14 protein-coding genes and 1 pseudogene are annotated in these 15,572 nt (G+C 63.1%); 2 read left to right on the top strand and 13 right to left on the bottom strand.

The annotated features are described in order from the left end of the window. Positions 1–111: 111 nt before the first annotated feature. Together EJC47_RS09625 and EJC47_RS21015 are read right to left on the bottom strand one after the other, a co-directional pair. Positions 112–429, bottom strand: a pseudogene (locus EJC47_RS09625) (IS110 family transposase); the annotation flags it as partial. A gap of 58 nt (positions 430–487) precedes the next feature. Next, on the bottom strand, positions 488–628 hold the full coding sequence (locus EJC47_RS21015; protein ID WP_167713014.1) for a hypothetical protein: 141 nt from the start codon (positions 626–628) through the stop codon (positions 488–490). Positions 629–1,400: 772 nt separating this feature from the next. Between EJC47_RS21015 and EJC47_RS09615 the strand changes: the two genes are divergently transcribed. Next, on the top strand, positions 1,401–1,670 hold the full coding sequence (locus tag EJC47_RS09615; protein WP_126847143.1) for a helix-turn-helix transcriptional regulator: 270 nt from the start codon (positions 1,401–1,403) through the stop codon (positions 1,668–1,670). Here the strand turns inward: EJC47_RS09615 and EJC47_RS09610 are convergent. After that, positions 1,660–2,916, bottom strand: coding sequence for a tyrosine-type recombinase/integrase (locus EJC47_RS09610; RefSeq protein WP_126847141.1), 1,257 nt, complete (start codon positions 2,914–2,916; stop codon positions 1,660–1,662). The two genes, EJC47_RS09615 and EJC47_RS09610, sit on opposite strands and share 11 nt — an antisense overlap. A 318-nt stretch (positions 2,917–3,234) precedes the next feature. After that, positions 3,235–4,791 (bottom strand): glutamine-hydrolyzing GMP synthase, encoded by a 1,557-nt coding sequence (gene guaA, locus EJC47_RS09605; protein WP_126847139.1) that lies wholly within the window; start codon positions 4,789–4,791, stop codon positions 3,235–3,237. A 49-nt stretch (positions 4,792–4,840) separates the two neighbouring features. Here guaA and EJC47_RS09600 point away from each other — a divergent pair, with 49 nt between their 5' ends. Further along, positions 4,841–5,920: a 50S ribosomal protein L11 methyltransferase gene (locus EJC47_RS09600; protein WP_052192343.1), complete on the top strand. Its 1,080-nt coding sequence runs from the start codon at positions 4,841–4,843 to the stop codon at positions 5,918–5,920. A 25-nt stretch (positions 5,921–5,945) separates the two neighbouring features. Here EJC47_RS09600 and EJC47_RS09595 read toward each other — a convergent pair whose 3' ends face one another. From EJC47_RS09595 to secY, 9 genes are all read right to left on the bottom strand, one after another. Beyond that, positions 5,946–8,072, bottom strand: coding sequence for a prolyl oligopeptidase family serine peptidase (locus tag EJC47_RS09595; protein ID WP_126847135.1), 2,127 nt, complete (start codon positions 8,070–8,072; stop codon positions 5,946–5,948). A gap of 172 nt (positions 8,073–8,244) precedes the next feature. Beyond that, positions 8,245–8,667: a 50S ribosomal protein L17 gene (rplQ, locus tag EJC47_RS09590; protein WP_126847133.1), complete on the bottom strand. Its 423-nt coding sequence runs from the start codon at positions 8,665–8,667 to the stop codon at positions 8,245–8,247. Positions 8,668–8,838: 171 nt separating this feature from the next. Then, on the bottom strand, positions 8,839–9,906 hold the full coding sequence (locus tag EJC47_RS09585) for a DNA-directed RNA polymerase subunit alpha (protein WP_033964923.1): 1,068 nt from the start codon (positions 9,904–9,906) through the stop codon (positions 8,839–8,841). A gap of 95 nt (positions 9,907–10,001) precedes the next feature. After that, positions 10,002–10,391, bottom strand: a complete 390-nt coding sequence (gene rpsK, locus EJC47_RS09580; RefSeq protein ID WP_010164557.1) for a 30S ribosomal protein S11 — start codon at positions 10,389–10,391, stop codon at positions 10,002–10,004. 55 nt (positions 10,392–10,446) lie between these two features. Further along, positions 10,447–10,815, bottom strand: a complete 369-nt coding sequence (gene rpsM / locus EJC47_RS09575; RefSeq protein WP_033964976.1) for a 30S ribosomal protein S13 — start codon at positions 10,813–10,815, stop codon at positions 10,447–10,449. Between the two features lie 166 nt (positions 10,816–10,981). After that, positions 10,982–12,265, bottom strand: a complete 1,284-nt coding sequence (locus EJC47_RS09570) for a HAMP domain-containing sensor histidine kinase (RefSeq protein WP_260591530.1) — start codon at positions 12,263–12,265, stop codon at positions 10,982–10,984. A gap of 95 nt (positions 12,266–12,360) precedes the next feature. Continuing rightward, complete coding sequence (locus EJC47_RS09565; RefSeq protein ID WP_126847128.1) at positions 12,361–13,053, bottom strand: response regulator transcription factor; 693 nt, start codon at positions 13,051–13,053, stop codon at positions 12,361–12,363. A 261-nt stretch (positions 13,054–13,314) separates the two neighbouring features. After that, positions 13,315–13,965: an adenylate kinase gene (locus EJC47_RS09560; protein WP_126847126.1), complete on the bottom strand. Its 651-nt coding sequence runs from the start codon at positions 13,963–13,965 to the stop codon at positions 13,315–13,317. Between the two features lie 40 nt (positions 13,966–14,005). After that, on the bottom strand, positions 14,006–15,358 hold the full coding sequence (gene secY / locus EJC47_RS09555; RefSeq protein ID WP_033964927.1) for a preprotein translocase subunit SecY: 1,353 nt from the start codon (positions 15,356–15,358) through the stop codon (positions 14,006–14,008). Positions 15,359–15,572: the final 214 nt, after the last annotated feature.

The following is a 15,572-nucleotide window of genomic DNA, read 5'->3' as shown; positions in this document are numbered from 1 at the left end:
TTCCTGTGATCCGCGCACCTGTGCGGCACCTAGTACCTCGTCACAGAGATTATGATGTTCGAAGTGCGGGCGCGCAGCAGCGGCTCGAACGATGGTGACAAGTAGCGACCGTTAATCGATCAACTCGCACACCCGCTCTTCGAACATCCTTTTGGTGACGACGCCGATCTTCAATCCGAACACCTTCAGCGATCCGCGAATGCAGCCCTCGATCTCGTATTGTTGTTTGAGAAGCAGCTTGCGGGCGACGAGCAGGAAACGAAGCTCGTGACTCTCGGTGGTCTTCACATGCACAGGCTGGAACCAGCCCGTCCGCATCATCTGTGCGATGCCGCGAGCATCGTTCCGATCCGTTTTGTTGATCATCGCCGAGAGGTCAGCCTTCGCCCGCCTGACCTCGATACAGACGACGGGAAGGCCCGCGCCGGCAAGCCCGCTATAGAGCTATTGCGAGAGGGGACAGGCTTCCAGACCCACCGTCCGAAGCTCAGCCCGGTCGCATGAAGAAGTCGGTAAGCGCCGCAGAATCGCTCGCCACCTTGGCTTCTGCGACGTAGGCTCCAGCCTCGTCTACGATGCACACGCTCGTCTCGTCCAAGGACACGTCCAGCCCGGCATGATGCTTCATGATCGTTCCTCCTCAGGTCTGGAAGCCGCCCATCAGCTTCCATCGAGGGGCAATTGTACAGCTCCCACGCTGGCTAGATCGCTCGCTTGCCGATTATCCGATCTGCGAGCTCCCGCAACCACTCTCCTCAGCGCTCCAAACCTGCGCTCCTGCACGAGATTTGATGGTCGAGGGCGTGCATTCGCTAAGACAGGTCCAGATCCTGCGGCTGGTCGAACAGGCCGGGGATGAGGCGCGCGGCGTGCCGGCCGGCACGATCCGGATCTCCTGCACGGCGGCCTTGGGGGCCTTGCACATCAGCCGGCTGATCTTCGCCTTTCAGGACCGCTACCCCCGACATCGGAGTCGACCTCAGCCTGACCGACGAGCGCGTCGACCTGGGCCGAGAGGCGTCGACATCGCGCACCACCGATCTCTTTCACGGATGCGCATGAGAATCTAGGCGGCCATAACCAAAGCCGAACTCAGGGACCTAGATTTTGCCGAATGAGAAGGTGGTGCGGGCGGCCGGGGTCGAACCGGCACTCCTCCACTCGGAACTGGATTTTGAAGTGAATCTCGCGTACCACCGGGGTGAAATTCCACGGGCGGCGGCGCTTCAAACAAGAGCCGAAGGGTCGGCCGACGCTCCTAGAAGACACTTGCCCTTTGAGGCCACCCGTCCGATTTGCACGCTATAGCCCGATATTACCGCACACGTTCACGCGCGGGCTTCAAAGCGGAAGATCTATCGCCTTCTATCTCCACAAGAGCAAAGAAGTGGAGATACAGTATGAGCGCTGCCCCGCATGTCGCCCGCAGAACAATTCGCCGGCAGCAGCTACGAGAGATCGTGCCACTTGCCGACAGCACGATCTACGACATGGAGCAGCGAGGAGAATTCCCGCGGCGCTTTTATCTCACCTCACGCTGCGTCGTCTGGGACTTGGCAGAGGTCGAAGCCTGGCTCGACGCTCGACGCCGTGCCTCTCGGGCAAATACTGTTAAACGCGCTCCCAGTCCTGACGTGAGATTGCGCCGTTCGCGGCCCGTCAAACACTAGGCTCGAGCTCAAGCAGCTCCATCGTGGCCGGGAGCAGAGTCGGGACATACTTCCGCCCCAAGACCCATGCGTCCACCAGATTAGACCACTCCTGCATCATATGCCGGCGTTGATGCTCGTACTCCGCCTTGTTGTAGACACCACGCGAGGACCTTCCGTCCTCGTGCGCCAGGCACTTCTCGATCCAGTCGCTGTTGAAGCCGAGCTCATTCAACAGGGTCGAGCCTGTGCGTCGAAGATCGTGAACAGTGAAGGGTTCGAGTGGCAGCCCCTCCTTTTTCGCTCTGACAACGACTGCGGTCGTGATCCGGTTGAACGTCGCCCGCGACATCGGCGCGTCAGCGTCATATCGCGACGGAAGGACATAGCGCGAATTGCCTGCGCAGGTTTTCAGCGCGATGAAGATGTCGACGGCCTGCTGTGACAGATAGACGTTGTGTGCCTTCGACCGCTTCATTCGCTGCTTGGGTATCGACCAGACGGCGTTCTCGAAATCGACTTCATCCCACGTCGCGTCCTGCAGCTCGCTTTTCCTGACCATCGTAAGAAGGAAGAGCTTCATTCCCAGCCGTATAGTCGGCAGGGTCGGTACATGATCGAGCTGACCGAGCATGACGCGGATCTCCGCAGGTGATAGCGAACGATCCTTCGGTACGAAGGTCGCGATAGACGCGGGCCCAACTTCATCCGCCGGGTTGGCGACCTTCTCGCCATGCAAAATCGCGAACGCAAAGATCAGCTTCACGATATCCCGCACATGGACGGCCGTGGCTGGAGCGCCGCGATCCTTCACTTTCCCGCACATCATGCGGAGATCGTCAGGCGCGATCTCCGTCAGAAGCCTGTTTCGAAATGTTGGCAAGATGTCGCGTTCGTAGATCGAGCGCCGCATGGCGCTCGTGCTGTCGGCCATGCGCGACTCCTGGAACCACTTCTCGCCGAACTCGCCGAACCTCTTCGCCTCCTTCAATCGTCGCTTGTCGTGCTGCTTCTCTTGAGCAGGAGACCGTCCCTCTGAAATGGCCCGCTTCGCATCGATCAGCTTCTCGCGAGCCCTGGCAAGCGAGAGGCCATCTGGGCCATATCGGCCGAGCGTGAGCGTCTCGCGACGTCCGTTGAGGCGGTAGTCGTACCGGAACACGATCGCCCCAGACGGCTGCACTACGACGTACATACCGTCACGATCGCTCACCTTGTACAATTTATTCTGTGATCTCAGCGCCTTAATCGCAGTGTCAGTAAGCATGGGGGCCTCCAAAACCGTCTAAAAACCGGAGAGAGGCGCCGATTATACCGTCAGGCCAAAACAGGCGATGCTGAAGGCATGATTCCCGTTTTAAATCAGCCTATTAATACCAAAAAAAATACCGTCAGCAGCTCTCTTAGCTGTGACGGTATAGCGAAATTCCCGATCAAACAAGTTCCCCCATACCGTCTGCTATACCGTCAAATCGGAGCACTGCCCCTCGATAGACGGCGATAGCCACTGGCACAATTATCTTTATGTTTCAATGTATTATGGCGTGCCAGAGCGTACAAAAGGATACTACCGGAGGGGTAAAAATCATTCCCACTCGATCGTGCCGGGCGGCTTGCTCGTATAGTCATAGGTAACGCGGTTGATGCCCTTGACCTCGTTGACGATGCGCGTCGCCACGCGCGGCAGGAAGTCGCCCGGGAACTGGAACGCCTCGGCGGTCATGCCGTCGGTCGAGGTGACCGCGCGCAGGGCCAGCACATTGTCATAGGTGCGCCCGTCGCCCATCACGCCGACGCTGCGCACCGGCAGCAGCACCGCGAACGCCTGCCAAATCGTGTCGTACAGCCCCGCCGCGCGAATCTCCTCGAGATAGATCGCATCGGCCTTGCGCAGGATGTCGCAGCGCTCCTTGGTCACTTCGCCCGGAATGCGGATGGCAAGGCCCGGCCCAGGGAACGGATGACGCCCGACGAACGCCTCGGTCAGCCCAAGCTCACGCCCCAGCGCACGAACTTCGTCCTTGAACAGTTCGCGCAGCGGCTCGACCAGTTGCATGTTCATCCGCGCGGGCAGGCCGCCGACATTGTGGTGGCTCTTGATCGTCACCGACGGGCCGCCGGTGAAGCTGACGCTCTCGATCACATCGGGGTAGAGCGTGCCTTGCGCCAGGAAATCGGCCCCACCCACCTTCTTGGCTTCCGCGTCGAAGATGTCGATGAACGCCGCGCCGATGAACTTGCGCTTGGCCTCGGGATCGGTGACCCCCGCCAGCCCTTCGAGGAAGGTCGCTTCGGCATCCACATGCACCAGCGGGATGTTGTAATGGTTGCGGAACAGCGAGACGACTTGCTCGGCCTCGCCGCTGCGCATCAGGCCGTGGTCGACGAACACGCAGGTGAGCTGATCGCCAATCGCCTCATGGATCAGTACGGCGGCGACCGCACTGTCGACACCGCCCGACAGGCCGCAAATCACCCGCCCCTTGCCCACTTGCGCGCGGATCTCGGCGATCTTGGCGGCGCGGAACTCGGCCATCGTCCAGTCGCCGGTGAGGCCACAGACGTGCCGCGCGAAATTGGCGATCAGCTTGGCCCCATCGGGGGTATGCGCCACTTCCATGTGGAATTGCGTGGCGTAATATTTGCGCGCCTCGTCGGCGACCACCGCGATCGGCGAACCGGGGCTAACCGCGACCGGGTGGAAGCCGGGGGCAAGCGCGGTCACCTTGTCGCCATGGCTCATCCACACCGTATGTTTTTCGCCCGGCTGCCACACGCCGTCGAACAGCGCGCAATGGTCGGTCACTTCGATCACGGCATGACCGAACTCGCCACTTTCGCCGAGCGTCACGCTGCCGCCCAACTGGTGCATCAGCACTTGCTGGCCATAGCAAATGCCCATGATCGGCACGCCGCTATCGAGAATCGCCTGCGGGATACGCGGCGATCCTTCCTCCAGAACCGAAGCCGGGCTGCCCGAGAGGATCACGCCTTTGGGGCTCATCCGGGCGAAGGCCGCATCGGCGGTGGTGAAGGGAGCGATCTCGCTGTAGACGCCAGCCTCACGCACGCGCCGCGCGATCAATTGCGTTACCTGGCTGCCGAAATCGACGATGAGGATGGAGTCGGTCTGATGGGTCATGCGGCCAGATAGCAGATACGCGCGGCGGGGGAAGAGCTTTGGAAACGGCATGAACAACAAGCGAGGCATGAAAGCGGTAGCGCGCGCCGGTTTCGAACCGATGGTGGAGGCCGCCGGGCGCGACGGGCGCAAACTCGCCGCGCTCGCCGGGCTTGCATCGAAGATCGGACTGCGCGGCCGGGTTTTTCCGCTGGCGACCGAAGCCCGTGCGCTCGCCCCCGATGACGGGGAGGTCGCCGCACGCACTCAGCAATTGATTGGGCAAAGCGTGCCGCGCTGGCATTTCAATATGCTGCGCGACGAACCGCGCAACGCCGCTTTCGATGCCGCAATCCGGCGAGCGGTGACGCCGGGCACGCATGTGCTCGATATCGGCGCGGGCAGCGGCCTGCTGTCGATGATGGCCGCGCGCGCCGGCGCGGGGCGCGTTGTCGCGTGCGAGGAAAACCCCGCAATCGCCGATTCCGCGACGCGCATCGTCGCCGCCAATGGCTATGCCGACCGTATTCGCGTCGTCACCGGCAATTCGACCGAACTTGATCTCGAATCCGATCTCGAGGGCCGCGCCGATGTGATCGTGTCCGAAATCGTCTCGAACAACCTGCTCGCCGAAGGTGTGCTGAACACGCTGGCGGATGCGGCATCGCGGTTGCTGGCCCCCGGCGGGCAGATGATCCCACAGGGCGGCGCAGTGATGGTCGCGTTGGCCAATTGGAGCGGAGCGGCTCAAACCCACATGGCGGAGGTCGCCGGGTTCGATCTCGACGGGTTCAACACGCTGGCGCAGGTGCCGCGCAACGTCGCAGTCAGCGACGCGACGCTCTCACTACACAGCGCGCCCGCCGCCTTGTTGGCGTTCGATTTCACCGGCAAGGCCGCGCGCGAGCCGCACCGTGCCGAAACGACGCTGGTCAGCGACGGCACGCCCGTCTGCGGGATCGTGCAGTGGATCCGGCTCGATCTCGACGCCGAGGGCACCTATGAGAACCGCCCGGGCCCCGCCGCCAAATCGCATTGGGGTGCGCAATTCTATCCGTTCGACACGCCGCTCGATCTTCCAGCGGGCACCCCGGTGCGGATCGCCGGGGTGCATGACGGCAACCAATTGCTGGTGTGGCGGGAGGGGTAAGCCTCCCCCCACCCTGCCGCGCGGCTTACTCGACCGGCTTGACCGTCAGCCCCGTCCACTTCGCCGCGAACGCCCAGGCGTCGGCGGTTTCGGCGATCACCTTGTCGGTCGGCTTGCCCGAGCCATGGCCTGCGCGCGTCTCGATCCGCACCAGCCGCGGCTTCGGCCCCAGATCGAGCGATTGCAGCATCGCAGTATATTTGAAGGTATGCCCCGGCACGACGCGGTCGTCGGTATCGGCGGTCTCGGCCAGGATCGCCGGGTACGCCTTGCCCGCGCGGATATTGTGATAGGGCGAATAGGCGTAGAGCGTCTTGAAATCGGCTTCCTTCGACGGATAGCCATAGTCATCGACCCAATAGCGCCCGGCGGTGAAGCGGTCGAAGCGCAGCATATCCATCACGCCCACTGCGGGCAACGCCGCCGCGAAAAGGTCGGGGCGCTGATTGGTCACCGCGCCCACCAGCAAGCCGCCATTCGATCCGCCCTGAATGGCAAGCTGATCCGTACCGGTTATGCCTTGCGCCTTCAGATATTCGCCCGCGGCGATGAAATCGTCGAACACGTTCTGCTTGTTGGCCAGGCGACCGCCATCGTGCCACGCCTTGCCATATTCGCCGCCGCCGCGAATGTTGGCGACCGCCAGTACCCCACCCTGCTCCAGCCACGCCAGCCGCGTTGCCGAGAACGCTGGCGTCACCGAAATGTTGAAGCCGCCATAAGCGTAGAGCAGCGTCGGGGCGGGTCCGGTGACATCCTTGCGGCGGACGACGAACATCGGCACCTGCGTGCCATCCTTGGAGGCGTAGAAACGCTGTTCGACCGAGTAGCGCGCTGGATCGAACGCCACCTTCGGCGCGGCCCATGGCGTCGCCTGCCCGGTCTTCACGTCATAGCGATAGATCGTCGTCGGCGTGGCGAAGCTGGTGAAGGCAAAGAAGGTCTCGGGATCGCCCTCCTCGCCGCCAAAGCCCCCGGCCGCGCCGATGCCAGGCAGCGGCACTACGCCATCTGGCTTGCCCTCCAGCGTGTAGCGGCGAATCTCGCTCTTCACGTCGGCGAGGTAGGACACCAGCAACTTACCACCGACCAGCGAGGCACCGGCGAGCACATCCTTGCCCTGCGCCACGAGTTCCTGCTCGGGCACTTCGGCCGAGCGCGCGTAAAGATTGGTCGCGACGATCCGGCCGCGCGGCGCATTCTTGTTGGTCACCCAATAGAAATTCCCGCCGACATTGCCCGCCAGGCTCCACTCATAGTCCAGCCCCTTGAAGATCGTGCGCGGCACCGGCGTGGGCGCGGTCAGATCGATGACGGTGATCTGATAGCGGTTGTCGGTGCCTTCATGCGTCGTGATGACCAGCCATTTGCCGTCATCGGTCACTTGCGCGGTGTGGCCGAGCTTGGGGCTCTCGGGCGTGGCGTAGATCAGCGGGTCGGCCGCCTGCGCGGTGCCGAGCTTGTGGAAGTAGATTTGCTGGTTCTCGTTCAGCGCCTGGAACTTCGCCCCCGCCGCCGGTGCTGCGAAGCGCGAATAATAGAAGCCCGAGCCATCCTTAGCCCAGGCCAGGCCGGAGAATTTCACCCACTCGATCGTGTCCGAAACCGCGCCGCTGGCCACGTCGAGCACCTTGACCGTGCGCCAGTCGGTGCCGCCATCCTGCACCGCATAAGCGAGCTTCTTGCCGTCCTGCGACGGGCTCCACTCGGCGAGCGCAGTCGCGCCGTCCTTCGACCAGCCATTGGGGTCGATCAACACCCGCCCCGCGCCATCGACGCTGTCGCGCACATACAGCACCGCTTGGTTCTGCAGGCCGCTATTGTGGGTGTAGAAATAGTGGCCGCCCTTCTTCACCGGCACGCCGAAACGCTCATAATCGAGCAATGTCTTCAACCGCGCCGCAAAGATGTCGCGGCCGGGCAGCGTCGCCAGATAGGCGTTGGTGACGGCATTCTCGTCCGCCACCCATTTCGCGACCTCGGCATCGGTGCGCACATCGTTTTCGAGCCAGCGATACGGATCGGCGACCTTCACGCCGAACTGTTCGTCGGTCTGGGTCACGCGGCGGGTTTCGGGATATTGCATGGTCTGGGCCTGTAGTTGCGCGGGAGCCGCGAGAACGAGAGCGATCAGCGGCAGGGTTAAGCGCATGTAGGGCTCCAAAACGAAAAAAGGAGCCGCACTCTACCGAGTGGGGCTCCTTTCTCAATCTCTTGATCGCATCACCCGCTACATCCGCGTCGTGGCGAAGCCACGCCGTCGAACGGCGCTTTATGCGCCGTCGGCCGGACGAGGCGAAAAGCGGTGCTTAGCTACGCTAAGCTCATGCCGCCTCGTCATACTCGCCGTCGTTCAGCACCGGACCCGAATCCTGGCCCTTGGCGCTGACGTCGCGGTCGACGAATTCGATGATCGCCATCGGCGATGCGTCCGACAGGCGGATGCCGGCCTTGATGATGCGGGTGTAGCCGCCGTTGCGATCGGCATAGCGCGATGCCAGAACGTCGAACAGCTTGACCAGCTGCGCATCGTCAAGCAGCCGGGCGTGCGCAAGGCGACGGTTGGACAGGCCACCCTTCTTCGCCAGCGTGATCAGCTTCTCGACGTAAGGACGCAGTTCCTTCGCCTTGGCGACGGTGGTGGTGATCTGCTCGTGCTTGATGAGGGCAGCGGACATGTTGCGGAACAACGCAATGCGATGTGCCGAGGTACGCTGCAGTTTACGACCGCCTACGCGATGACGCATGGTATCTTCCTTCGTTCGTTAAGGGGCCGTTTGACGGAACCCCAGACCAGGTGGAGACGGTTCGCCCACCGAAATGACCGTCACCCCGGCTAGGGCCGGGGCCGTTTGGTTATGGGGCACTCGCTCCGCACTTGCGCGGGGCGGCCCCGGCCTGCGCCGGGGCGACGTGCCTTAGCCCATAATCTCTTGTTCAAGCTTCTTGGCCATCTCTTCGATGTTCTCAGGCGGCCAGCCCGGGATTTCCATGCCGAGGCGCAGCCCCATCGAGGAGAGCACTTCCTTGATCTCGTTGAGCGACTTGCGGCCGAAGTTCGGCGTGCGCAGCATCTCGGCTTCGGTCTTCTGGACCAGATCGCCGATATAGATGATGTTGTCGTTCTTGAGACAGTTGGCCGAGCGGACCGACAGTTCGAGCTCGTCGACCTTCTTGAGCAGGTAGCGGTTGATCTGCTGCGTGTCGCCAGCGACTTCGCCACCGGTCGCAGCCGGAGCAGCATGGCCGATCGGGGCTGCGCGCGTGACCGACGAATCGTCGAAGTGCACGAACAAAGCGAGCTGGTCCTGCAGAATGCGACCGGCATAGCCGACCGCGTCCTCAGGGGTGATCGTGCCGTCGGTCTCGACCGTCAGCGTCAGCTTGTCATAGTCGAGTTCCTGCCCGACGCGGGTGTTCTCGACCTTGTAGCTGACCTGCTTGACCGGCGAATACAGCGCATCGACCGGGATCAGGCCGATCGGCGCATCGGCCGGACGGTTGGCAACCGCTGCGACATAGCCCTTACCGACATCGGCGGTCAGTTCCATGTTCAGCGTCGCGCCATCGTCGAGGTGGCACAGCACCAGCTGCGGGTTCATCACTTCGATGTCGCCCGAAACCGCAATGTCGCCCGCCTTGACCGGGCCAGGGCCCGTTGCCGAAAGCTGAAGCCGCTTCGGTCCCTCGCCCTGCATGCGCAGCGCGATTTGCTTCACGTTCAGCACGATGTCGGTTACGTCCTCGCGAACGCCCGCGAGCGAGGAGAATTCATGCAGAACGTTCTCGATCTTGATCGAGGTGACGGCCGCACCCTGCAGCGAGGACAGCAGCACGCGACGCAGCGCGTTGCCCAGCGTCAGGCCGAAGCCACGCTCCAGCGGCTCGGCGATGAAGGTCGCCTTGCGCTTGCCGTCTCCGCCGGGCTTCTTTTCGAGGCCGGACGGCTTCTTCAATTCCTGCCAGTTCTTTGCATTGACGGACATAGGCTATCCCTTGGTTTTGGGCCGGAATGGGGCAATCCCGGCCATATATGAATCGAACCGTGCAGCGCGATCAACCGCGCACGGTCGAGACGAAGTCAGACGCGACGGCGCTTGGACGGGCGGACGCCGTTGTGCGGGATCGAGGTCACGTCGCGGATCGAAGTGATCTGGAAGCCGACGGCCTGCAATGCGCGCAGCGCCGACTCACGGCCCGAACCGGGGCCCTTCACTTCGACTTCGAGCGTGCGGACGCCATGTTCGGCGGCCTTTTTGCCGGCGTCTTCCGCTGCGACCTGCGCGGCGTACGGCGTCGACTTGCGCGAGCCCTTGAAGCCCATCGCCCCTGCCGACGACCAGCTGATCGCGTTGCCCTGGGCATCGGTGATCGTGATCATCGTGTTGTTGAAGCTTGCGTTCACATGGGCAACGCCCGAGGTGATGTTCTTGCGTTCGCGGCGCTTAATGCGCTGTGGTTCACGTGCCATTGTCTGTCCCTAATCCTTCGTCGAGGAGCGAGCCGCGGTCACCCGCGGCTCAAGCTCACTTCTTCTTACCGGCGATCGGCTTGGCCTTGCCCTTGCGAGTGCGCGCATTGGTATGCGTGCGCTGGCCACGAACCGGCAGGCCCTTGCGATGACGCAGGCCGCGATAGCAGGCCAGATCCATCAGGCGCTTGATGTTCATCGCAACCTGGCGACGAAGATCACCCTCGACGGTATAGTCGGCGTCGATGGTCTCGCGGATGTGGAGGACTTCCTGGTCGGTCAGGTCCTGCACGCGCGCGGTCAGCGGGATGCCGAGCTTGGTGACGATTTCCTTGGCCTTGGTGTCGCCAATGCCGTGAATGTAGGTGAGCGCAATAACAACGCGCTTGTTGGTCGGGATGTTGACCCCGGCGATACGTGCCATGAACTTGTTCTCCTGCTCCACAGGGTGCGCATGGCTGCGGACCCCATCTCATCGCGTTGCCTACCGTAACGCACGACACCGGCGAGCGCAAACATGCGCCGCCGGAGACCGGTGTTTCGGAATGGAAGTGCGTTAAGACCCGACTCACCTGCTGTCAAGCGCCCGATCACGCCGTCAGTGGGATGACGATCGCCACGATCAGGCCGGGCGCGTGGTCGCCCAGTTCCAGACGCCCGCCATGCAAGCGCGCGACCGCCTCGACCAGCGCCATGCCGAGCCCCGCCCCCGGCACGCTGCGCGCGACATCCAGCCGCCCGAACCGCCGCAGCGCCTGCGCACGGTCAGCCTCGGCAATGCCTGGGCCGCGATCGGCAACCTGAAAGCGCGCCTCGTCCGGGCCGATCACCAGCCCGAGCTGAATCTCTTCGCCCTGTGCGGCATGGCGCAGCGCATTGTCGATCAAATTGGCAATCGCTTGGGTCATCAACTCGCGGTGGAGCACAATGTGCGGCGGATGCGCGTCGATCGCGACCTCGAACCGCATCCCGGCATCCTCGACCACCGGCCCGTAGAGGTCGACAATCTCTTCCATCAACGCGGCCGGGTCGATCGGCGCAAGGCGATCGCGCGGGACCGATTCGGCGCGCGTGATTTCGATCATCGTCGACAGTATCCGCATCACCAGATCGGTCTCGATCAGCAGCCCGCCCATCGCCGCCTCGCGCTGCGCCGGATCGGCCTGCAACACGGCGACCTCGGCCTTTGCCCGCAACCTGGCGAGCGGAGAGCGCAAGTCATGCGCCAGGCCATCGGTCACGATGCGCAATTCGGTCATCAGCCTTTCGGTCTTGTCGAGCATCGCATTGAGCCGCGTCGCCAGCCGGTCGAAGGCATCCCCGCCACCCGCGTGTCCGGCGGCACTGTTCACCACGCGCCGCGACAGGTCGCCGCTGGCCACCCCCTCGATCACGTCGGCAACCCGGTCGAGCCGCCGCCCGACATAGCGCGTGACGATCAGGCCACCGCCAATGCCAAGCGCCAGCGACAGGAGCATCGCTGCGGCGAGCGCGCGTTCGATCCCGCGCTGCTCCTGCTCCCAGTCATCGAGCAAGCGCCCGCTGACCAAGCGATACGGGCCAATCTGGCGCACCGCATAACCGGCCTCGCGTTCCAGCCACGGACTCGAATCCCCCATACGGCCGATGCGGAACACCGTCGGTGCCAGTGCGCCGCTGCCGACGATCGCCGGGCCGAGGCCGGCGACGCGTCGCCCGTCGGCGGCGATTACCGTGACGATGCGCGAGCGATCCCCGGTTGCGCGCCCCTCATCGATGGTACGCGCCAGCGCAGCCAGGCCGCCCGCGCGATAAATCGCCGCCAGCCCCTCCGATTGCTCGACGGTATCGCGTCGCAACTCGTCAATCGCCTCGTCGCGGACGAGCTTCCACACGAACGCGACCAGTACGACGTTGGACGTCAGTCCCAGCAGGATCGCCAGCAGCGCAATACGCGCGGTTACCGACAGGCGGGACGACAGGGAAATGGCTATGGCTCGACCGAGAGCCGATACCCGGCCCCACGCACGGTGTGCAGGATCGGCGCGGCGAAGCCCTCCTCGAGCTTGCGACGCAACCGCCCGATATGCACATCGACCACGTTCGATCCGGGATCGAAATGATAGTTCCAGATCTTCTCCAACATCATCGTGCGCGTGACAACCTGCCCGGCATGGCGCGCGAGATATTCGAGGAGATTGAATTCGCGCGCGCCAAGCTGAATTGGCCGCCCCGCGCGTGCGACGGTGCGTGCGAGCAAGTCGATCTCCAGATCGCCGACCGACAATCGCGTCGCCTGCCCCTCCCCTACGCCGCGATCGACGCGGCGGAAGATCGCATCGATGCGCGCGGTCAGTTCGGCAAAGGAAAACGGCTTCACCAGATAATCATCGGCACCGGCATTCAGTCCGTCGATCCGGTCGTCGACCGTTCCCAGCGCCGAGAGAATCAAGGTCGGCGTGCGTACCCCGGCCGCACGAATCGCGCCGAGCATCGCAATACCGTTCAGCCCCGGCAACATGCGGTCGGCGATGATGAGATCGAAAATGCCTTCGCTCGCCAGAAACAACCCGTCGCGGCCATCGGAGCAGGATTCGACCGCAAAGCCAGCCTCGCTCAAGCCTTTTGCGAGATAGGCGGAGGTGGAGCTATCGTCCTCGACGATCAGAATCTTGCGGGTCACAGGCGGCATTCCGGGCGGTTTCCTCGTGCCTAGAATGAAATGAGGCCGACGGAAAGCATGCCTTCCGCCGGCCAACGACACTCCCGGGAGTGCGAGTGTCGATCTCGTGAATACATTTCCGGCCAGCGTGCATGGCCTGCCACCTTCATGCGCCGATCGCGCATCCAACGCGATGACACTGAGGTGACGAAAATGTCATTCGACTGAGAACCACCTCACGCGCCGCCAGCGTGAGCCCGCATTATCTTTTGTGCCAAACGGTCAGCGCGCGTCGAGGATCGCCTCGATCGCACGCGTCACGTCGCCAATGTCGCCCATGCCATCCACCCGCGCGAGCAGCCCGCGCGCCTGGTAGATCGGGATAATCGGCTCGGTCTTGGCGCGATATTCGGCCATGCGGGTGCGCACGGTTTCCTCATTGTCGTCGGGCCGGCGCTTGAACTCATGCCCGCCGCATACGTCGCAGGTTCCTGCGACCTTCGGCTGCTTGAAGCTGTCATGATAGCCCGCACCACAGGTGGCGCAGGTATAGCGACCGACAATGCGTGCAACGAGCGCATCCTCGTTCACGTCGAGTTCGATCACGGTGTCGAGCTTGCGGCCATGCTGGGCAAGGATCGCATCGAGCGATTCGACCTGGGCCGCGGTCCGAGGATATCCGTCGAAGATCGTGCCTTGCTCGGGCGAGAGCGTGCCCAGCTTGTCATCGATCAACGCGGAAACGATCTCGTCGGACACGAGCGCGCCCGAATCCATCACTGCCGCGACTTGATGGCCGAGCGGCGTGTCCGCCTTGCGCGCCGCGCGCAGCATGTCGCCGGTCGAAAGCTGGATCATACCGCGATCCGCCTCGAGATGGCTGGCCTGGGTGCCCTTGCCGGCTCCCGGCGGCCCCAACAGGATGATGTTCAATACGCTCTCCCCAATCGCCGTGGCGACTCGCGTTCCGCTTTTAGCGGAGACGCCCGCCCTTCAGCTTCGCCTTCTTGATCAGATCGCCATATTGATGCGCAAGCAAATGGCTCTGAATCTGCGTCACCGTATCCATTGTTACGTTGACCACGATCAGCAAGCTAGTGCCACCAAGGTAGAAGGGAATCGACAGCGCCGACACCAGATATTCCGGCAACAGGCAGATGATCGCCAGATACCCGGCACCGATCACGGTGATACGCGTCAGCACATAGTCGAAATACGCCTCGGTGTTCTTGCCCGGGCGGATGCCGGGGATGAAGCCGCCATAGCGCTTGAGATTGTCGGCGGTCTCTTCCGGGTTGAACACCACGGCGGTGTAGAAGAACGAGAAGAAGACGATGCCCGCGCCGTAGAGCAGCATGTACACCAGCGACCCATGCTGCAGATATTGGTTGAGCCCGATGACGACATCGCCCCACCAGGTTTCCTTGCCGCCCGTCGGCTGTTTGCCCGCAAGCTGCATCACCGTCAGCGGCATCAGCAGCAGCGACGAGGCGAAAATCGGCGGGATCACGCCTGCCGTGTTGATCTTGAGCGGCAAATGGCTGCGATCGGCCTGCATGCCGCGCTGCGTTTGGCGCTTCGGGTATTGGATCAGGATGCGGCGCTGTGCGCGCTCCATGAAGCAGATGAACAGGATCAGGCCCGCCACCGCGACGATGATGCCGAGGATCTTGAACCCATCGAGGTTGCCCGCGCGGCCGCCCTCGGCCAGCGTGTAGAGCGTCGTCGGCAAGTTCGCGACGATACCGGCCATGATGATCAGCGACATGCCGTTGCCGATGCCGCGGCTGGTGATCTGCTCACCGATCCACATCAGGAACATGGTGCCGCCGACTAGGCTGACAATCGAGCCGATGATGAACATCGGGCCGGGGTTCACGACGACGCCCTGGCTCTCAAAGCCGAGCGTCAGGAAATAGCCCTGGATGATGGTCAGCGCGACGGTGCCGTAGCGCGTATATTGGTTGAGCCGCTTGCGCCCGCTCTCGCCTTCCTTCTTGATCGCGGCGAGCGTCGGCGACAGCGAGGTCGCGAGCTGCACTACGATCGAGGCGGTGATGTAGGGTGTGACGCCCAAAGCGATCAAGCTGGCGCGCTTGAGCGAACCGCCCGAGAACGCGTTGAAGAAATCGAGCACGCCACCGCTGGTACGGCTGGCCAGTTCGGTCAGCGCAGTCGGATCGATCCCCGGCAGCGGCACATAGCTGAGCAGGCGGAAAACGATCAAAGCGCCGATGGTAAACCACAGCCGCTTCTTGAGGTCGGTCGCCTGTGCGAATTTCGACAGGCTGATGCTGGAAGCCATCTGGTCGGCTGCGGATGCCATGTGCGTCTATCGTCCTGGATGCAGTAGCGGCGGAAACAAAAAGGGCGGGAAACGTTTTACCGCCCCGCCGCTCATATAGGGGCCCAAGCGGGCTTGTCTAATGGGTTGCTGTCCGCTGCCCCGAAATGACTCGTCACCCCGGGCTTGTCCCGGGGTCCACCGTCGTCTGAAACCCTCGGCAGCAGGACCTGCGGCACGGTGGACCCCGGGACAA

Source organism: Sphingomonas sp. TF3 (assembly GCF_003985085.1).
GTDB lineage: Bacteria > Pseudomonadota > Alphaproteobacteria > Sphingomonadales > Sphingomonadaceae > Sphingomonas.
This window is presented reverse-complemented; position numbering and strand designations above follow the sequence as displayed.